Source organism: Candidatus Eisenbacteria bacterium, from assembly GCA_018831195.1.
Classification (GTDB): Bacteria; Eisenbacteria; RBG-16-71-46; order CAIMUX01; family JAHJDP01; genus JAHJDP01.
This window is the reverse complement of sequence record JAHJDP010000004.1, coordinates 1-20,032: the sequence shown is the minus strand read 5'-3', so window position 1 is coordinate 20,032 and position 20,032 is coordinate 1. Positions and strand designations below refer to the sequence as shown.

Here is a 20,032-nt window from a genome sequence, read left to right as displayed (position 1 = left end):
GGATCTGGAGGCCCCGAGCGCTCACGATCGGGGCGGCCGACTAGCGGGGTAGGCTGCCGTCGTTCCGCAGCATCCCCCACGTCGGATTCCCCGACCCATCCCGCTTATCCTCCCAGTGGGACAGATACCATTGGCCATTATCCTCTATGAAATAGAGATCGGCCTTCCCGCTGTAGATCGTATCGTCATTTGGCCATCTGAATTTCAGGGTATAGACGATATCTTTATAATATTGATTCTCACCCACCACGGCCGAATCGCCAACCGTCCAATTGAGGGTCACGGTGGCGCTGGTCGAGAGAATCTGGCTCATGACCGAAACTTCCTGGTTCCTATCCCATTGCAGGAAAGGATCTTCCCCGATTTCAGCCAAATCGGTCGGGTCCCCCGCGACCGTGAAGATCGTCGCCAGGGAGCGCTCATAATTCGCCACCGATTTGGCCTCCAGGGTCCTCTCAATATTTTTCAGGGCGACCGACATCGTCAGCGGTGGATTCCAGGGTATCTGGTTTTCATTCCCTGGAGTCTCCGCCTCCCGGGGATCGAAGAGGCCGCACCCCGCCGCCAGGATCGCAAGAAGCATCGATAATGCCAGCGGTACAGCCGCCCTTGCCGCCCATCTAGAAATCACGATTCAAACTCGCCTCCACCAGCCAGTAGTCGTCTTCCGCACTACTCTGCGTCTGCTGAAAAGATCCATTAAATGTAAAACCTTCGGAAAACTTGTGTTCAAAACGGGCCTCCCCGGAGAATTGGACCCGCTCATAAAGGGATTCCCGCATCGTGGAGAGGGTCGTCGTCGTCCGGGCCTCATAACTCTGGGTCGCGACGAGGGAGATAGACCTCCTGATCTTGTACTCGGTTCTCAACAGCAAATATTGCCGCAGCGTTTCCGAAGAGGGGCCATAGGTATAAATACCCGACAGGGTATTGTACTGGTACCCGCCCGAGTCGCCGAACCGGTACTGATGCTCGAATTTAACCGACGTATTGGGGGACAGATTAGGCTCGATCACCGTCTTGACTTCATTCGTCCGCCGCAGTGTATTTCCGGATTCGTTAAATTTGTAAAATGTATAATCGGCCGACATGCTGAAGGTCTGCTCGAATGTGAGTCTCTTTCCGGCAAGATATTTATATCTCGCCGAAATCCGATTGCGCTGGATGGTGCTGTTGCCCGTCGCTTTCGCCGCCGGGATATTGATAAGTTCCTTATCTTCCCGCTGATATGAAAGACGGGCGGAGAATCGTTTATTGGGATTGTAATTCAACGTTCCATCGATCCTGGTCCGGAACTCATCCTTATCCAGTGTTCCGTCATCATAGATATCCTGCCTGAGCTGCATCTCTCCCACCGCGACCAGCTGAAGGTCGCTGCGAAGAGGGCGGTCCCAGGTTAGTTTTGTTTTGTTGTCGTTTGTATCATACGATTTGGATCCCTCGCGCTCATTCCGCGTCGTCGTCACATTCATCTCATAACGCACTGTCGATCCTTTAAGAAGGGGAATCGCGGGTTCGAGTCGAAACTCCGTTCTTATATCATCCTGCAGCTTCTTTGTATCCTGCTGCTTGACCCGGTAATCGGTTTCAAATAGGTAATGCTTCGCCGTGACGGCAAGATTCACGCCTTCATGCAACGGCCCCTCAATCGTGCCGTCAAGATTATACGTTTTCCCGAGTTTTGTCTCCTTTTGTTCTTCTTGAAAATCATAATTCTCATACTGCGTGCTTGTATATTTTGTATTGAGCGTGGCCTTCCAATCGTTTTCCGGATCCCATGTCGTTCTCAAATTAAAATCGCGGCGGCGGTCGATATTGTCATCTTCGACCACCCGGTCGAAAACCGAATCAAGATAAGAGGTTGTTTCGCTGGTCTGATCGGCGCCCGAGTAACTCGCCCCGGCGGAATAGGAAAGCGCCGGCGTGATGGCGCCCGACGTCGTCAGATTACTGCTCCAGGTTGTTCCCCGTTCGACCGTGGAATCCCTCTTTGTCGCCTGAGCGCCGCCGCCGACCCTCTCGCTGAGATCCGAATCGAGGGCGTATCCGGCGGTTCCTGCAAAGTGCACCGGATGGAGCAGTGGCAGCTTCAGCGTTCTCTCCGCCCGCAGATCGAACTGATTGCTGTTGTCACGGCGGGTGGAAAAATTGTTCTGGGAATTATCCCGTTTGATGAAGGTATCCATCCCCAGAGTCCACCCTCGCCGGCGGGTATCGATGGTGAGCTTGTCGGATGCCCGGTTCTCGACATAATCATTTTGCGCCGCATTGGTGATCTGCTTGATTTTCGTCATATTGTTAAAGTTGAAACCATGGGTCATGCGGGCCAGTCTGAGGTTTTGATCCCAGGTCTGTCTCTGGCGATTGACCTGATACGACGTGGAATATTTGGGATGGATATTCCAGCGATCCAGAATAGACTGCGCCCCGGCCGCCTCCGACAGAAGCAGAAGCGAAAGGACGATCCAGCAGACCGTAGATAGACCGTGGGCTTTCAGATGCCTGAATTTCAATCTAGAGAGATGCCCCCATGGGCGGGCCCGAAGGCTTCCGCCGGGATTTTTTCCACCGATCTATGTCAAACCTCTCAGACGTCGAGACGATCAGTTAACAAAATCCCGTGGTTCACCTCCGGTTTGGGAACGAAGTTCAATCTATTGATGCTATAAATCTATATCTGCCCCGGTCCGCCTGTCAAGCACAGAGACTCTGATCGTGGGGGGATCCCGGGGATTCTGATCCCCCCACCCTGAATCTCCGCTTCACATTACCCTGACTAACGAACCCAGACCAGACGGCCGGTCTGGGATGCTTCATTCTTTGTGACGACCCGGTAAAGGTAAACTCCGGCCGGCGTCGGCCGATGGGAGGCATCGAATCCGTCGAAGACGACCTGATGTCTCCCCGGCGCCTGGGATCCCAAATCCCATTGGCGGATCACCCGCCCGGAAATGTCATGCAGCACCAAACTTACCGGACCCGCCTGTGCGAGTTGGAAGCGAAGGGCCGCCGATCCCGTGGCCGGATTGGGAAGGCTCGGCAAGACCTCGACCAGGTGTCTGGAAACCTGCTCGTCCGGTACGGATGAAGGATCCGCCACGATCTCCACATCGTCGACATACCAACCTTCGCCGGTGGGGTCGGCCCCGCGCGTACCGAGCCGGAAACGGATCTGGATCGAGCCGCTGAACCCGGTCAGGAAGACCGTCTCCTGGCGCCAGTCAAAAGATCCGGACCAGACTCGTTGACCATCAAAGAAGGGCAACAGTGAGGTGCCCGCCCAGCGATGCGTATAGCCGCCGGCCGGAATGAGAGGCTGCCAGGTCGCTCCACCGTTGGACGACACTTCAATCACGCCACCGTCTCCGGCTATCTCGTCATCTTCGGCATAAACATCCATCCAATGCCAGAAGCGCAGAACCGACCCCGCCGAGACGTTAATAGAGGGGCTGATCAAGGCGGCGCTGATCTGGTTTGAGTAATCGCCGGAGGTGGCCCCGCATTTCCAAGAATTCTGGCCGCCGGGGGTGTGATTCCGCTGCTGGCTGAGATGCCAATCATCACCGTATCCGAGACTGGGGTGAATTATCTGGTGGGTCCAACCCCCTTCACCAGCCTCCATATCATCTTCAAAACCATTATTCGGCATCGCCAGGAGAACGGCTTGGTAGGCATTGATCCGGCCCCATCCGAAGTAATTGTCGAATCCCGGCCCGTCTTCATTGGCCGGACCAACCTGATCCTCAGCGGTGTCACGGAGGATTTGGCGGACTTCAACATTGGTGAGGTTTGGATTAGCGCTGAGAATCAAACCGCAGACACCGGCCGCCACCGGCGTGGCGGAGGAGGTCCCATTAAAGTAATCGACGTAATTCCCGCTGGTATATCCGCCGCTGCCGCTGATGTCGGTGGTCGTCATGAGAACGCCGGGCGACACGACATCCAGTTCGGGGCCATAATTGCTGCCCCACCATGTTTCGCCGTCGCAGGAGCCGGGGTTCTTGCGCTCATCGCAGGGGCTGCTCGCCCCCACGGCGATGGTGGTGGGATAGAGCGCCGGATAATTAATGATGCTGTTATCATTGCCGCTGGCGACCAGCATGACGACATTGTTATCCCAGGCGTTTTGGCAGGCGGCCTCGACGGCCGTGAAGGATCCGGAAGACATCCGCCAGGAGCAGGAAATGACCATCCCGTTGAATTCCGGACGACGGCTGACGGCATAGTTGATCGCGTCGGCGCGATTGTCATTTTCGCCGGAGTTGAGACTCACCTTCAGCGGCATGAGGCGGCATCCGGGGGCCACCCCTGAGACACCGATCCCATTATCCTGAATCCCGGCGGCAAGGCCGGAACAGGAGGTACCATGTCCGTTGGTATCATTGGGCACCGTTCCGGCTCCGGAAAAGTCCCAATCCGCACTGCCCCGGGGCAACAAATTGCCGGCAAGGTCTTCGTGCGCCATATCCATGCCCGTGTCGATGATACTGATGATGACATTGGGATCCCCCTTTTCCAGATCCCACGCTGCTTCCGCATCGATATCACTCCCCGCAACGCCGATGGCGCCCGTATTGTTCAAGTGCCATTGGTCATCATAGTAGGGATCGTTCGGCGCATAGACGGCGTCGTCATACATCATGTAGTGCGGTTCTGAGAAGAGAATCTGCGGATGGCTCTGCCAGATTCGAACCGCCTGGAAAACGGTCATCCCCTCCGGCACCGTGATGGTGTAGTAACCCGGCGTCCAGAGATCCTTGATAACGGCGCTTCCCGCATCGGCGATATATTGCAGACAGACTTCAGGACTCAGATCCTTGCGGAACTGAACCGTGACCCGGCCCGGAATATAATATTTTGTGAAACCCTCTTGGTCGATCATCGCCGGCACGGCGGCGGCAACCCCATACTCCCGGCCCACGATCTCGGAGATCGCTTGAGCTTCCTGCCCGGCCGGTACCCTGCAGACCTCCACCCGGGTGACACCGTTGAAATCCTGCAGCAACTCCAGCCCATAGGCGTTCCGCAATGAGGCCCGGACCACAGAATCTGCTTCGGGCGCATACTGAAGAAGGATCTCATCGGTGCGCGGCGTGAGATCCCAGGTCGTTTGAAACATCTTGTCATGCCACGTCGCATCCCCGGCGGCATGGGCAAAACCCGGCCCTGCGAACAAAAGAGCGATGACGAAAAGCGGCAAGATCCATCCCGCCGCCGGCTTCCCTACTCCTTTTCCCTGATTGCGACACAAGCAAAGGATCATTATTCCTCCACGGCTGCATTTCCCTTGGGGGCGCCCTCCCTTCTTGGAAGACGATAATTTGACTATATTATAGCATAAATCGCCCCTGGGAAATAGGCCTGGCGGGTATGGGAACGTCCCTCGGTTCCTCTTGAAGGATTATTGATTAGGAACGGTTTACTTTGAGGATCGGATGGATGGGGGGGAAAACTTCAGTCCGGCGCCTCAAAGGCCGGTTGCATCACATGTGAGGCCACGAACCGGGGGATATCCCCCATCTTGCCGCTGCGGGATGCGTTGTTGCGGAATGAGCTGTTGCAATGAGGCAGGGATCGCGGCCAGCGAAGATCCCCTTGAAATGATCTCGACCCGGGCATGGAGCGGATGGCTCGCATGACCCTGCGCGTCTTCGACCCAGAAGGTCCACTCGATCCAGTCGCCGGGAATCGCCCCGTAGAAAGAGAGGGGAAAATGGATCTGGCCCTCGAGAGCAGTGAAGCCTTCCAGCTCCGCCGTCTCCGTCACCCGGCCGCTGCCCGCCCAGCTTCCCTCAAGGCCGTTCAGCGACCAACGGATGCTTTCATGAGCCGTTGTCACATCCGCATCAGGGTCCTGGAAATAAAAGGAAAGATAGAAGCTCGCCTCCGGCGCTGGGGCTGTTTGGGGATGACTGAATTGGGTTAGGGTCGGCGCGGAGGAGGCGGATCGATCCGGTTCATAGAGAATCGTCCGCCGCACATGGATCGCTTCACCCGAAACAGGCGTCATGAGACCCCGCAGCCGCGGCGGCAGGATCACGGCCAGATCGAGTCGATGGGATCCCGGCGCCAAATCCACCGGCACAGAAAAGTGGAGCGGGTCCAGCGCGCCGGCGAGAGCCATCTTGAGGTCGCCCGATCCCGGGACGGCCGCTCCATCGAGCGTCCACTCGATCTTCAATTCAGGATCATTCAACAGGCTTTGTGGAAGACTCAACCGGCCGGCAAGATCAAGCGTCGATTCCTCCGGACCGGCGAATGTCTCACCCGCCACCGGTGACTCCCAATCAAGCAGAATCTCCAATCCCTCAGGAATGCAAAGGTTACGGCCCGCGGCCGTCTTATACAATCGCACGACAAACTCAGACGGCATTCCTGGTAAGAGATCCCCGAAAGAGGCGCGGACAAACAGAATCGGGCCGCCCGAATCAGGAAAAGAAGCGGCCGGCGGCATGACGTAGACAACTTCCTCATTCCAAGAGATACGGTCTTGCGCCAGATCGCTTAAAGTATAACTTCCCTCATCCCGCAGTCCCGGCATTTGCTGCAATATCTCCATCAATTGGGCTGGATCCTCAATCAGTTGCGCTCCAGTCACCGATGCCGAGGCTTGCGTGGGGTGGGGATCCAGGGCGGCGTCATAAAGGCGCGTACCCCGCGGATCATCTCTATTGAGGATAAAAGTTCCCGCATGAATCGGATCGGATGCCGATTCCTGTTTTGATCCGGGGGTTGTCTTTAACAAAAGCGTGCCGCAAGAGCATCCTGTCTCCGGCGTCTGGAAGGCGATGAGAACCACATCCCCCGACATGAGCAGGGTCACCGGGTATCCGGACAGAGGGGCGCCGGAAAGATCCCGGAGCTCCGCCTCCATGAGGAGATCGCCCGAGTCCTTTGCGAGCCGGGCGGTGCCGGAGAGATCGGATTGACCGGTGAGAATGACGCGGGTCTCCCCGGCCGGTGAACCGGGAACGGCCGGATTTTTCGAATCCTGGCCGCATCCCCAAAAAAAGAGGAGGAATAGAAAGAAACCCGTCCGGTAGAAGAATCCCCGCCCCAAGATGGCGCGGATCCAGAATCTGAACGGGTGTGTGAACATTCTTCGACCCCCATGCTGTTGCAAGAACCTTGGCTCCTGGCCTTCTCTTGCGCACGAAATGTGCCAGCATGGGATCGGTAATCTATCTCGATGACTTTCAATCAGTTACTTAAACTTATCGGAAATCCTGACAAAGAGCATCGCCGGCTCCCATTGCATTTTGCAAGGCGATTCGCATCTATCGCTCTTTATACAATCCCTGGGCGGTGGTGATCAGGAGGCGGTAGTGATCAGGACGAGGCGGCGACGGGTGCCGGCAAATCAGTCAATATCGGGAGCCGATTCCAGTAGGCCTGAACCACGACACCATCCTGCAAGAGAAAAGCGCAAGGCAACCGGCGGTAATATTGGCGGAGCACGCGCTTCGAAGCGCGGCCCACCGGGAAGGGAGGAAGATGCCTGAGACGCCATTGCGAGGCCGTCTTTGAATCCCCTTGAATTGTATAAACAACCCTGACGCCGGTATCGGGGCCGGCAATGGCCTTCAAATCCGAGAAGGCCTCATCGCAGACGGGGCATTCCGGTTCGGCCAGAACAAGCAGGACGCGCCCCTGCCCCACTGGTTGCCTGAGTCCATCGAGGGAGATATCCGAAAGATCGGTCCCGGGCCGGATCCCGGTGATGAGGCCGTCCAGTGGGAGATTTTGACCGAGAGCCGTATAGGCGAGTGCCGGGATGGCCAAGACAAGCAAGAGGATCGTCCGGCCGCCCGCGCCCGTCGGTCTCTTGCGGGGCGCGAGAAAGAAGGCGAGGGCGGTCGCCGCGATGAGGAGGGTATCTTCTTTGATCACCGCTTCCGGCCCGCGATCGGAGAGGCGGCCGAAGCACCCGCAGGCTTCGCCCTTTCCCATCGACCAGGCCACCGCCGTCACGGCAATGAAGAAAAATAAAAGACCCCCCGACAGAAAGAGCGCCGGCCGCGGCGCAATCCACAGGACCAAGGCAAGCGCCAGAAGAAGCTCTATTGCGATAAAGACATATGAAAGGACGGGCGACCAGGCCGCGGGGCTGACGCCGTGTTCGGTTATCTGTTGCGAAAAGAGCAGCGGGTCCGCGCCCTTGAGAAAGCCGGCGACGGCGAAGGCCACGATGGGGACCCATGCCAGCAGATAAGCGAACCATGTGCGAACCGGGAATTTCACAAACTGAATCGACTCCTCACTGAATCCACTTCAAACTGCTGTGGCGTCGCCAAAAAAACTAGGATTTTACTAAAATCGCCACCAACTCCTTTTCCACATTCGGAACGGCTGCTTCCTCGATCCGTCCGATTTCAGAACCATTTTTCAGTAGGATTATCGTCGGAGTCTGCGACACACTATAGCGCTGAAGCAAGGTTTCCGGTTCCATGACATCCTCATCCACACCCATAAACTCCACATTGAAATTCGGGTTGCCGGCTTCCTCCATCACGCGAAGGAATCCGGGGAGAAGATGCTTGCATAAGCGGCACCAGGTCCCGAAGAAAACCTTGATATCCACGGGCTCGCCGACCGTCTTTAACATTTTAATGGCGTCGGGGTCCGGCAGATATTCCCGGGCATCGAGGGCATAAGCCGGTTTCAGCGCCAAAACTTCTGCGAGTGTCGCGGGACCGAGAAATTGAGGGAGCGGTGAAAGCCGGTAACTCCTCACGGGAGAATCGATATGTATCGATCCCTCCTCGGTGATGAGGGCGCAGAAAAAAAGGCCGTTCTCCAGGTTGGAAAGAACGGGATCCTCTCCGGAAAGATCCAGATCCTCTGGGGCGATCTCGTAGACCGATTGGGTTCCCAGTTCCAGAAGCAGGGGAGCGCCGGTTCCCGGCAGAAGCAGCATCGACTGATAATCTTCGCTGTCGTAGAGATGGGCCCTTGGGATGATCGTATCGGCCTGGAAGACCTGGTAGCCCAGGTTTTCAAAGTAGATGGCGGCGCCGGCGCCGGCCGGGGCAAAAACCAAAATCATCCCCAGGAGTATCAGCGGCAGGATTATTGGCGCGGTCCCTCGCGGCATCATTTGCGGGCTCACGCGCGGCATCATTGATGGTTGGTTCTTAATAAAGCAGCTCCAGCGCATTCAGAAAACCTCCTCACCCCTCCCCATTACAAACACCTAGAAAACTCTGTTAAGGCCGGATCGAGAAGCCGGCGGCCGTCCGCGGTCTTAGTACCATCCTGGTCGCGATGGAGTTCCCCTACGGGGCCGTCCAGCGGCGCTCGCTTCCCGGGTCGCCCGCCGTTCCCCGCAGAATCAGCGTGGAAGCTCGGCGACCAGGCAATTGGCCCGGTAGAGCGATTCAAAGGTCCCGGCGTCGGTCCACCATCCCTTTAAAAAGTCGTACGTCATTTCATTCATCTTGATATAGGCATTGTTGACGTCTGTAATCTCCAGCTCTCCCCGGTCGGAGGGTTTCAGCGTCTTGATGATGTCGAAAACCCGGGAATCGTACATATAGATCCCCGTGACCGCGTAATTGCTGGGTGGATCCTTCGGCTTTTCGATAATCCGCGATACCCTTTCCCCCTCCAGCACCGCCACACCGAACCGCTGCGGATCAGGGACTTCCTTCAGCAGAATTTTCGCGCCGCCCCCTTGCTGATGGAATGATGTGACATAGGGAGTGATATCGTCCTGGATAATATTGTCGCCCAGAATGACGGCGATCGATTGCCCGGATGAGTAGTATTCAGCCAGGCCTAACGCCTCGGCGATACCTCCTTCGCCCTCTTGATAGACATAATCGATGTGAGACAATCCAAAAGCTTTACCATTCCCCAACAGCCGGAGAAAATCCCCCGCATTGTTTCCACCGGTCACAAGAAGGATATCCTGGACCCCGGCTTGAACGAGGGTCTCAATCGGATAGTAAATCATCGGTTTGTCATACACCGGCAGAAGGTGCTTGTTTGTGATCGTGGTGAGTGGGGCGAGGCGTGTTCCCAATCCCCCGGCCAAAACGATTCCTCGCACACGAACCTCCCTTGATGGCGGCCTTTATTGGATGAAACGGTTGATGCGGTGAGAAGAACCCCGCATCAAGATCCTAAGGGGTGGACGTGCGTTTCACAATCCCCCATCCCTGCTCCTCCAGGAGATCCCCAATAGATGCCGAAAGGTCTCAGCGCCGCAGGATCAGCTTGCGGATCTGATCCCCGTCCGCCGTCGACAAGGCGGCGAAGTAAACGCCGGCGGGGGCCGGACGCCCGGCCTGAAGGCATCCGTCCCAGAACGATTGGTTCTCCCCCGCTGCAGCGGGAGCCCCTTCGAGGAGGCCGCGCACGAGCCGCCCCCGCACATCGAGAATCCGCAGGGTCACCGGGCCCGCCTGCGCCAACTGGAAACGGATCTCGGTCCGCCCCGCGAAGGGATTGGGCAGGTTGATCAGCTTGGGGCCGGACGCCAACGGCTCTCCCACGGCGGAGATCGGACCGCGGTAGGCCCTCACGTCGGTCCCCGTGCCGCAGACCACCAGGGCGCCGTTGTCGGCCAGGACCGGCCCGCCGACATTAACGCCGACCAGAGGCTCCGACCAGGCCAGGGTCAGGCCGGGATTGAAGGCGAAGACGGCGCCGTCTTCGAATCCGCCGTTGGTGAGATAGATCCACCCGCGCTCGTCGACGGCGATCCGCGCCGCGAAGGTCGTGCCATGCGGGATCGGATCGCTGACGGCAAGTTCGGCGCCTGTGTCGGGATCGAGGGCCACGATCTCGTAGTCGCGCGAGTAGGTGAAAACCGATCCGTCCGGTCCCACGCAAAAGGAGGCGAAGGGGAGATAGCAGATCGGGTAGCGCCACTTCTCGGTGAAACCGGCTCCTGTATCGGTGAGGGCGACGAAATAGTCTGTTGACGGATTGTTCATCGAGCGGGGCGCATAAATCGTCCCGTCGGAACCGCACATGAGGCCGAGCTGCTGGATGATTCCGGCTGAAAGCGCATCACTGGAGTAAAGGCGGTCGCCGTTGGCAAGATCGAAGGCGGTGACGACCGGCCCATAGGGGCTCGGCTCCCAAAGATAGACGCGATCGCCGTAGACCGTCGCCTGGGCGCCATTCGAGGTCGGCGTGCTGCGGTTGGTCTGCCAGACCGTCGCGCCGTCGGTGTGATTGATCCGCAGGAGGGAGCTGAAATTCCCGGCAATGAGATCGCCATCGGGCGCAAAGGCGAGGCTCTCAGTGCTGCCCTCATCGATGAGGTCTTCTGATTGCCAGAGGATTGAGCCGTCGTTCTCATCGAGCGCATAGAGGTAATCGAGATTGGTATTCCCGGCACGCGTGGCGTAGACCTGCCCGTCGCGGATCGCCGAGAGGCGGCTGCGCCAGGAGGTCCCGGGGAAATCATAGGGAAGTTGAACGGCCCACAATTCTTCGCCGCTATTGAGATCATGCGCGACGATCCAGGCCCCGGTCGGAATGGTAAAGCTCGTGATGCGGCTTACGACCAGGATGGTACCGTCGCAGGCCGCTTGCTGCGAGACAATAGCGGGACGGCTTCCCTCCCAAAGAATCTCCGGGATCGACGGGCCCGTGACCGGCGCGTAGCCGTCGCGCGCGCCGTTTCCGCCGACACCGGTGTTCCAGTCGGCGGGCGCGGGACTGGCGAAAAGAAAGGTTATCGCTGCTGCGATGAGAAGGGCTTTTATCCGATGTGCAGTTCTTCTTTTGTTTAACCTTTCCGCATTCAGGAAGTCCATCGGCCGGCTCCTTTCTTGAGATGGTTGTGATCCTTGAGATCTTAAAGATCATTGATGATTTGTTCCGAGAATCAACGGGAGAATCATACAACAGGATCGGGTCAATGGCGACCTTCCAGACCGGGCTGCTCGAAACCTTGGCGGCGCTATGAACAATGCCTGGAGGCAAAAAGATCATTCATAATTGCCTGGAAATTTGGTATATTAGTTTGCAGTCGCAGCCAGGCCCTTCCCGGGCCTAAAAAATCGACCCGCCCATCAAGATTTACAACTCCAGCTAAGGAGGTCGACCGTGCCGCATATCTCTCGCCGTATAATGGTTGTTGCGCTTCTCCTCGGAATGTTTCTAACCCCTCAGGTATCCCACGCGGGGAATCGGGAAGCCGATGAAGGGAGGGAAACGGTCGTGACCGGTTGGCCCACAGCGGCCGACCCAGAAGTATCCCGGTTGCTCGATGATCTGCATGACGCCAAGAAAGCCGGGGATTTGGAAGCCGCCCTGGCCCTCGAGGTAGAGCTCGCCCGTCTGCGCGGGCAATCGCTCGAGTTCCAAATGTCGGATGGCGGACTCGAGCCGGGTGTCACGGTGAGTTATGCGAACGGTGGGCAAATCCTGGAAGGTGAGCGCTGGACGAACGATGACATCTTTCTCTGCGGGGGTCCGAACGGCGAGATCAAACCCGTCATCGCCGGGGACTCGAACGGCACGCTGTACGCCGCCAGAGAAGTCAGCAATTCAAACTCCCTTGCGATTTTCCGCTCCGTCAATGGAGGAAACGATTGGGAACTCTGGCTCTCAATGGGAAGTCCCACGACTGACCGCGGCAACCTGTCAATGGCCGTGGGCGAGGGGGATGAAAATTGGCTGCTTGTCGCCTATCAATTGGAAACGAATGATATTTGGCTTTTGCGGATTGCCCTCGACGGCTCCGGCGTCACTGACACGCCGCATGTTTTCGACAATCCCGATGGCTTATCGAACCCGCGCATCGTGACCGACTCATCCGAATACGACGCCTGGTATGCTTATATGGTTTTCAATGTGTTGACGGTGGAGGGTTGGGCCGTATGTTTCTCCCGGTCGCTCGACCACGGACAACACTGGCAGGCCATGCCCGATATCATCGGCTGGCACGACAGCGGTTACGACGCGTCTGAGAACCGTCCCGATATAGACTTCGGGACCCAGTATCTCTATGCCACGTACAACACGCCTGTTTATCCACACACGGATCAGGACCAAGAGATCTTTGCAAACCGCAGCACCGACTATGGGGCGACATGGGACGGCGCAGTGCGGCTGATCACAAACGACGACAAGGATTATGATCCGGTGATAGGCGCCATCAAAGAATACCTGACCAGTAGAACCGTACTGATTGCCTATGCCCGCTTCTATCACGAGCTCGACGAGGACATCTGGTATATCTACTCGCAAGACGCCGGCGCTTCATGGAGTTCACCGCTGTGCATGAGTTGTGCGGCGGTCGACAACGAGCTGGCGCCGGATCTGCAAACAAGTCTCAGCCAAGGAGCTTTCCACGCCGCTTTCCACCATGACAATATGATCGACTACCGATCGGCCGCTTACACGGCGCCCGGGGCGTGGTCCCTCTCGGCGCATATAAATGATGGCTTGAACGCCAGCTCCGACTATCCGTGGCCGGCTGTCGGCGTGAATCCTACCCGGCCGACTGAGGAGGAGGCCGCCATCTGCTGGACCGATGAGCGCGACTATGCCACCGACTTATACGATATTTATTATGACGGACCCGCGACTGCAGAGAGCGGCGCGCCCGAGCCCGGCGCCCACGGGACCAATGGACTCATCTGCTGCCGTCCGAATCCATTCACTCAAACGACCCGTGTCCGCTTTGATCTGCCTGAGCCCGGCCGGGCGACGCTGGCTGTCTATGATGTGACCGGACGCGTGGTGCGCACTCTTACAAAGGGACAACGACCCGCCGGCAGACACACAGTGAGCTGGGACGGCCTCGCGTCCGATGGCACGAGGGTACCCCCGGGAGTCTATTTTATTAAACTGGAAACGGAGCAAATGGTCATAAGGAGAAATGTGACGATTCTGAGATGATATGGCAGCGGTTCGATTTCATCATATTGATATCTCCAACAAAATGAACCGGCCGATACCCTGGCTCCAATGAGGTTATCGCGCCGTCATCATAACGCAAGAAAACCGTTACGGTTAGGTTTACTAAACAGAGCGCGGGGGAAGGCAGCATGTCGATAGAATTCACCGCAACCGCTCGCCGGCTCGGGATATACTCGGCCGTTGCGACAGCTGTTCTACTGGTCGCCTACGCATCTACGCTGGTTCTCGGGCTCGCAATGCTTGAGTCCCCGGATCAGCCGATACGCGATCCGATGTTCTCGATCCTCGAAATCCTTATCATCGCCATGATGCCAGCGATGGTCGCGCTCATGGTGGCGGTTCATGCTTGGGCGCCACGCCCGTCAAAATCGCTTAGCCTTATATCCGTCGTTTTCATGGGCCTCCTCGCCGGCCTGACCTGTAGCCTGCACTTTGTCATTTTGACTCTAAGCCGCCAGCCTATCTTTGCCGCGCAGCCGTGGCTGCCTTTGTTTATGTCGTTCAATTGGCCCTCGGTAGTATACGCGCTCGACATACTAGGCTGGGACGTCTTCTTTGCTTTTTCGATGCTGTTCGCAGCCCCAGTTTTCAACGGGACCCGTTTAGCCACTTGGGTCCGAGTAACGATGTTCGCAAGTGGAGCGCTCGCACTCGCCGGCTTGATTGGTGTCGTACTGGGGAACATGCAAGTGCGAAACATTGGAATCGTAGGGTACGTTGGTGTATTTCTGGTCGTTTGTGTATTGCTGGCGACCCTATTTTGTCGAACCCTGCCGGGCGTCTCAGACGCAAATGAATCGGTAGGCTGGGGGCGAAGAGAGGCCTAATAATGATTTTATTTACCTTACCTATTCTGTCCTCGGCTGTCATAGGGCAGATTGACTCGATCCCCATGAATTCAGCTATGGAGCGCAAGGAATATTAGCTCCCCGGAATCGATCCATCCGCGGCTTTGCTCTCAAAGAGGCTGAAAACGTTGAGCCGGCTTTTGAAGCGGGGATGAATAGAACAATGAATGGTCCTTGACCATTTATCCTGGGGCATGGAGTATCCTTACAATCAAGGAGAAGCGGCAGGTGAGGCGGACAGCAACTTCGGCAAAAACCAATGAGGATTGAGCGAATGCAGTGTATGTCGAGACTGACGACCCTTGTGGCCATTTTGTTATTGGTGGCCCTTTCTTCAGCATCGAGTGGTGCTGATTTGGAAGAACATCTTCGTTTTCTAGAGCCGCTGTTAGGCTTGAACTGGGAGGGTGGATACGTTGGCGACAACGTTCCCGATTTGGTCATCTCTCTCCGATTCGAGCCGGTTTTGAATGGAATGGCGGTGAAATACTCGAGAGAGGTTGTTGCGCTCAACTTCTTCAGCGAAACCCATTTCTTTTGGAGCCCGAATCGCAAGGAAGTTCTTTTCATTGACTTGAACAGCCGAGGCATAGTTGGAGAGGGTGTCGTCGCTCTGCAGGACGGAAATATCGTGCTTCGAGGTCATAATCATTGGCCCGAGGAGTCGAAGGAATTCGAAACGGTGCTCCAACTCGACCCAACAGGTGTTTTGAAGGACACGTTCAAGCTAAAAGAAAATGGCGAGTTGGCGGGGGGCCACTATCAGGAATTCAGAGTGAAGGAATAGTGTAGCGCGTCGTGAGCAACGTCGACCGGCGGTGCCAGTAGCACGCTCGAACACGCAGGCCTCCTTCAGACCACGCCCCTGCCGGGTGTACACAAGCGGATGCAGTGAGACGCCTCTGACGAGCCGCTTCTAATCCGCAGCGTTAGACCTACCGCATTCAAAGCGATATCTTGTGGAAAAATCAGGGGAAGTGAATATGGAAAACATGGATGCAAACCCGTTCAATCGAAAAACGCTTACCGAAGATCTTTTAAGAGAATGGCAGAACCTGCTCAACGAGACGGCTGAGATCCTTGGTGTTCCAGCGGGGCTGATCACGCGCGTTGACGGTAAGGAAATTGAGATCCTCCTTTCAAGTGAGACTGAGGGCAACCCCTATCCTGCGGCGTACACGTCGCCGTACCCAGATTCCGGATGGTACTGTGAGTATACTCTGAAGAGCAGGGGGCTTAATCTAATTCCAAATGCGCTCCAGGATTCTCAGTGGAAAGACAATGCAGCTGCAGTCGATCTGCACATTGTCTCTTACCTGGGCATGCCCATTGAGCGTCCTGATGGAGGGCAGTTCGGGACAGTTTGTTTCCTGGACAACAAGCAGAACGCTCATAATGAAATGCACATCAGATTGGTCAAGCAGATCAAGAGGATGATCGAACTGTCTCTTCGCATTGTTTTAGACAAAGAGGAGATAGACCGCCGGGATCGTTTGCTTGATGATTTGAGTGTGATTTATCCGATCTGTAGTTATTGCAAGAAGGTCCGCGAAAAAACAGGCAAGTGGATCTCGGTAGAAAAATATGTCCATGATATTTCCGGCGCAAGGCCCTCTCACGGGATCTGCCCGCAGTGCTATGAAAGGGAGATCAATAAATCCGTCTAACCAGCATATGAACCGGACACCGACGTCGTTGGGGACATCTAACCCCCCGCCCCACCTGCCTCATGAGATTCTTGTGCAGAGACAGCGGTTTCGACGCTGATGTTCGCTTTAGGTGTCGCACGAGGAGAGAAGATGAACAGGCGTACCGCTGGAATCGTCGGCTTCATTGGCGCTATCGTCCTTCTCGTGGGGGATATGCTTCTCTACGGCCACTGGGGGAGCGCGGCAGACTTTTGGGTTGACGCCCATCGAGTAGCGGAAAAGGCGTCCCTGGCACGGATCTATGTTGGTGGGTTGTTGGGGCCTGTCGGCGCGATGTTGTACCTTGCCGGTTTCTGGCACATCTACCTCAACACACGTCAGGCTGGGCGGTTTGCAGCAAGGATGATCTTAGTTGGACTCACCGCCATGATTGTAACAGGGAGCGCATACCATGTTCTGTGGGGCGTCCGAATGCTCTCTTTCAAGTACGGATTGGCAAATGTAGCCGGTTTCAATCCATTTACCGACGCCCTTGGATCCTACCTGGAAACGGTATTTAAGGCTTCAGCAGCGCCAGGCTATCTTGTAAGTGCGATTCTCGCCGTCCTTGTTCTCATGGGTCGAAGTCGTTACCCACGTTGGACGGTCTTGGCGAATCCGGGCCTGTTGATGCTTTTCGGTCTCCTACTGGGGACTTCGTTCTTTCCGGCGCCGGTTGGCGCGGTGATCATGGGGGGGTATATCAATTTGACCTTCTGTGTCTTCTTTGCGGTGTCAATCATCACAACTTGGAAGAAAGAATCTGATACCTAACAAATGCCTGCACGCTGACAATCGCGCCTGTCACGCTCTGCGCCGGCAATGCTGACGAAGTAAAAATAACGGACAGATCCAGCCCTTGAAAAAGTGCGAACACATTAGCAAATCGCTGGTTTTTCTGGTATAATATGGCGGAATCCGCATCATTGTTTCTGTTGAGAAATCTCAACAAGAGATTCAATTACAGGGATTTGCGGGGTCACAAAAGCCAACTTTTCCAAGCAGCGCGTGTCAGGACATCCAGAGGGGTTTTCGTCGATGAGATGTTCAGGGTGGGTTTTGGGTTGTGCGGTGTGTTTGCTGGCATTTGCGGTGGTTCAGGCGGATTCGCATACGGAAGCGGTCGGCAGTATTCCAAGCTTTATGCCGCTGGACCCCGATATCATCGACCGGATGAAAGAGCGGGGAGAGGAAATCCCAATCTCTCGAACCGAGGCGCGGTTCGCTTCCCAAGGTGGAAGATCCGTCAATGCGCTATCGAGGACACCGGACAAGCTCACCGAAACGGTCAAGGCGATTGTTATACTCATTGAGTTTACCGATAACCCGCCCGGCGGACCTACCATTCGGTATTCCCCAACGGTTTTCGACGATATGCTTTTCGGAACGACGTATGTTCGCGGCGGCGCCGATCCGACAACTGATCGCACGCTAAAGAATTTTTACAATGAAATCTCCTATGGCGAGGTTGACATTATTACATTAAACCTCCCCAGTTCGGTGGGATGGGTAACAGCTCCAAATAGTTACACCTACTATTGTGACAATGATGGCACACACGACAATGGGTTTGGGCCTTATCCCCGTAATGTACAACGTTTGGTCATGGAAGCGGTCATGGCCGCAGATCCGTATGTCGATTTCTCTCAATACGCCTCTGGCGGAAAGGTGCAGAATCTCTTTATCGTTCATTCGGGCTCCGGCGCCGAATGGAACGGCTACGAGACTCTCATCTGGTCGCATGCCTGGAGCATTGATACAAACGACGGATGGGGCACAACCCCGCCCGATCTCTATGTTGATGGCGTTCAGATCACGAATTACTCAATGGAGCCGGAGTGCGGCGGCAACACGACCGGCGAGGGCGGATCGACCAGCGGCCCCTGGTTGCCGGCCGTGGGTGTCTACGCGCATGAATTCGGGCATGTTCTCGGATTGCCCGACGAATACGACTACGGTAGTCAATCTTCCGGTACCGGCCGCTACAGTCTTATGGCCGGCGGCAGTTGGAACCGAAGCCCCAATATTAGCGAGTGCTCCGGAAATTCACCAGCTCATCCAAGCGCCTGGGGTATCATGCAATTAGGTTTTGCCACTCCTGTTGAGGTACTGGGATGCCTTCCAGATACAGATATTCCTCCAATTGAAACAACAGGTTCCGATGCCATATTCAAATTGATCAACCCCTCGAGTTCAGGTCAGGAATATTGGCTTGTTGAAAACCGGCAGCAGATCGGCTTTGACGAAGGGCTCATCCGCATTTCTCCGAATGCCCACGGAGTTCTTATCTATCACGTGGATGAAGATGTGATGGATAGGAACTATTGGCGGCCTAATGAAGCGGAGTGTGTTTCGGGCGGAACCTATCGGGGAGAAGATAACTGCGATTGTAGCAGCCTCCCACCGAATCCCTCGAATGGCGAGAAATGGTATGGCATTTCAATTGAACAGGCTGACGGAAGCTATGATCTAGAGCTCGGAAACAACAGCGGTGATTCGCAGGATTTTTATAACTCCATAACAGGATATGCGGCATTCAACGAATCAACGATTCCGAATTGTACGTCTTATGATGATTGTGGAACTTATATCTCTGTAGAAAATATCAGCGGCAGCACAGGCACAATGTCGGCCGATTTTTACGGGCCGGCCGATTGCCTTGCCGCACCATCCACTCTTGATTTTGGCACGGTCGCCGTTGGCGGATTTGCGGATGATTCATTCACTATTACAAATACGGCGCTGGGGACTTTAGCGGGAACGGTGAGCGAGACTTGTAGCGATTTCAACGTCATTTCAGGCGGGGGATCCTACAGCCTCAATGCGGGGCAATCTGTTACGGTGACGGTGCGATTCGCGCCGACATCCTCGGGGCCGCATAGCTGCGCCATTGAAACCGGCAGCCCCTGTTGTGGCGACGTTTCCTGTTCAGGTGTGGGCGAAGATCCGCCGCTCTGCTCCGTCGATACGGAAGAAATCGATTTCGGATTTATGTTCATCGGAGAAAACGCAGATGCCCCTTTCACAATTACAAATACCGGTGGGGGCACATTAACAGGAACGGTGAGCGCATCGGATCCGAATTACAGCATCGTCTCCGGTGGCGGCCCTTACAGCCTTGGCGCCGGCCAGTCTGTCGTTGTCACGGTGCGATTTGAGCCGGTGATCCCCGGCGATAACAACTGTATGATTGAAACAGGCACCGATTGCGAGAATGTCTCTTGCGTCGGCATGTCCGATTATCCGGCCGCCTGTTCGGTCTCTCCAACCAATCTTGATTTTGGCGAGGTTGATATCGGTAGCACCCTGTATAAGACCTTCACGATCACGAATATCGGTGGAAGCACCCTGACCGGCACGGTGAGCGAGTCGTGTGATCACTATAGCATCACGGGTGGTGGCGGCTCCTACAGCCTCGGCGCGGATGAGTCCAAGCTTGTGACGGTCCGGTATGCGCCGGCATCGGCCGGTATTCATCAGTGCACGATCGAGACGGGTACCGACTGCGCCGATGTTTCCTGCACCGGTGACGGCGACTATGCGCCGGACTGTGATGTGAATCCGACCTCCCTTGACTTTGGCGAAGTGATGCTGGGAGCGTACGCCGACCTG

Annotated in this window: 14 protein-coding genes; 6 read left to right on the top strand and 8 right to left on the bottom strand. The window is 56.0% G+C overall.

Annotation, left to right across the window (positions count from 1 at the left end; all coding sequences use genetic code 11):
* Positions 1–40 precede the first annotated feature (40 nt).
* The 8 genes from KJ970_00455 to KJ970_00420 all read right to left on the bottom strand — a co-directional run bounded on the left by KJ970_00455 (position 41) and on the right by KJ970_00420 (position 11,771).
* Positions 41–631 (bottom strand): hypothetical protein, encoded by a 591-nt coding sequence (locus KJ970_00455; protein MBU2689370.1) that lies wholly within the window; start codon positions 629–631, stop codon positions 41–43.
* Positions 621–2,513: a hypothetical protein gene (locus tag KJ970_00450; protein ID MBU2689369.1), complete on the bottom strand. Its 1,893-nt coding sequence runs from the start codon at positions 2,511–2,513 to the stop codon at positions 621–623. The genes KJ970_00455 and KJ970_00450 overlap by 11 nt, the downstream gene beginning before the upstream one ends.
* A gap of 263 nt (positions 2,514–2,776) precedes the next feature.
* Complete coding sequence (locus tag KJ970_00445) at positions 2,777–5,263, bottom strand: S8 family serine peptidase (GenBank protein ID MBU2689368.1); 2,487 nt, start codon at positions 5,261–5,263, stop codon at positions 2,777–2,779.
* A 204-nt stretch (positions 5,264–5,467) separates the two neighbouring features.
* On the bottom strand, positions 5,468–7,099 hold the full coding sequence (locus tag KJ970_00440; GenBank protein MBU2689367.1) for a hypothetical protein: 1,632 nt from the start codon (positions 7,097–7,099) through the stop codon (positions 5,468–5,470).
* A gap of 230 nt (positions 7,100–7,329) precedes the next feature.
* On the bottom strand, positions 7,330–8,241 hold the full coding sequence (locus KJ970_00435; GenBank protein MBU2689366.1) for a hypothetical protein: 912 nt from the start codon (positions 8,239–8,241) through the stop codon (positions 7,330–7,332).
* 58 nt (positions 8,242–8,299) lie between these two features.
* The gene (locus KJ970_00430) at positions 8,300–9,157 is read right to left on the bottom strand and encodes a thioredoxin family protein (GenBank protein MBU2689365.1); all 858 of its coding nucleotides are present in this window, start codon (positions 9,155–9,157) and stop codon (positions 8,300–8,302) included.
* 174 nt (positions 9,158–9,331) lie between these two features.
* On the bottom strand, positions 9,332–10,051 hold the full coding sequence (locus KJ970_00425; protein MBU2689364.1) for an NTP transferase domain-containing protein: 720 nt from the start codon (positions 10,049–10,051) through the stop codon (positions 9,332–9,334).
* Positions 10,052–10,199: 148 nt separating this feature from the next.
* Positions 10,200–11,771: a PQQ-binding-like beta-propeller repeat protein gene (locus KJ970_00420; protein ID MBU2689363.1), complete on the bottom strand. Its 1,572-nt coding sequence runs from the start codon at positions 11,769–11,771 to the stop codon at positions 10,200–10,202.
* 292 nt (positions 11,772–12,063) lie between these two features.
* Between KJ970_00420 and KJ970_00415 the strand changes: the two genes are divergently transcribed.
* The 6 genes from KJ970_00415 to KJ970_00390 form a co-directional block, all read left to right on the top strand.
* Positions 12,064–13,863, top strand: a complete 1,800-nt coding sequence (locus tag KJ970_00415; protein MBU2689362.1) for a T9SS type A sorting domain-containing protein — start codon at positions 12,064–12,066, stop codon at positions 13,861–13,863.
* A gap of 149 nt (positions 13,864–14,012) precedes the next feature.
* Positions 14,013–14,711 (top strand): hypothetical protein, encoded by a 699-nt coding sequence (locus tag KJ970_00410; GenBank protein ID MBU2689361.1) that lies wholly within the window; start codon positions 14,013–14,015, stop codon positions 14,709–14,711.
* 304 nt (positions 14,712–15,015) lie between these two features.
* Positions 15,016–15,519 (top strand): hypothetical protein, encoded by a 504-nt coding sequence (locus tag KJ970_00405; GenBank protein ID MBU2689360.1) that lies wholly within the window; start codon positions 15,016–15,018, stop codon positions 15,517–15,519.
* 196 nt (positions 15,520–15,715) lie between these two features.
* Entirely contained in the window at positions 15,716–16,399 is a 684-nt protein-coding gene (locus tag KJ970_00400) for a GAF domain-containing protein (GenBank protein ID MBU2689359.1), read from the top strand.
* 132 nt (positions 16,400–16,531) lie between these two features.
* Complete coding sequence (locus tag KJ970_00395; GenBank protein ID MBU2689358.1) at positions 16,532–17,194, top strand: hypothetical protein; 663 nt, start codon at positions 16,532–16,534, stop codon at positions 17,192–17,194.
* Between the two features lie 264 nt (positions 17,195–17,458).
* Positions 17,459–20,032 (top strand): M6 family metalloprotease domain-containing protein (locus KJ970_00390; protein ID MBU2689357.1); only part of this gene is annotated, 2,574 nt, incomplete at its 3' end.

Bases quoted from the DNA above. Each gene is read 5' to 3' on its own strand.
- KJ970_00400 (MBU2689359.1), top strand. From the start codon at position 15,716: ATGGAAAACATGGATGCAAACCCGTTCAATCGAAAAACGCTTACCGAA.
- KJ970_00445 (MBU2689368.1), bottom strand. From the start codon at position 5,263: ATGATCCTTTGCTTGTGTCGCAATCAGGGAAAAGGAGTAGGGAAGCCG.
- KJ970_00395 (MBU2689358.1), top strand. From the start codon at position 16,532: ATGAACAGGCGTACCGCTGGAATCGTCGGCTTCATTGGCGCTATCGTC.
- KJ970_00440 (MBU2689367.1), bottom strand. From the start codon at position 7,099: ATGTTCACACACCCGTTCAGATTCTGGATCCGCGCCATCTTGGGGCGG.
- KJ970_00430 (MBU2689365.1), bottom strand. From the start codon at position 9,157: ATGCGCTGGAGCTGCTTTATTAAGAACCAACCATCAATGATGCCGCGC.
- KJ970_00405 (MBU2689360.1), top strand. From the start codon at position 15,016: ATGTCGAGACTGACGACCCTTGTGGCCATTTTGTTATTGGTGGCCCTT.
- KJ970_00420 (MBU2689363.1), bottom strand. From the start codon at position 11,771: ATGGACTTCCTGAATGCGGAAAGGTTAAACAAAAGAAGAACTGCACAT.
- KJ970_00410 (MBU2689361.1), top strand. From the start codon at position 14,013: ATGTCGATAGAATTCACCGCAACCGCTCGCCGGCTCGGGATATACTCG.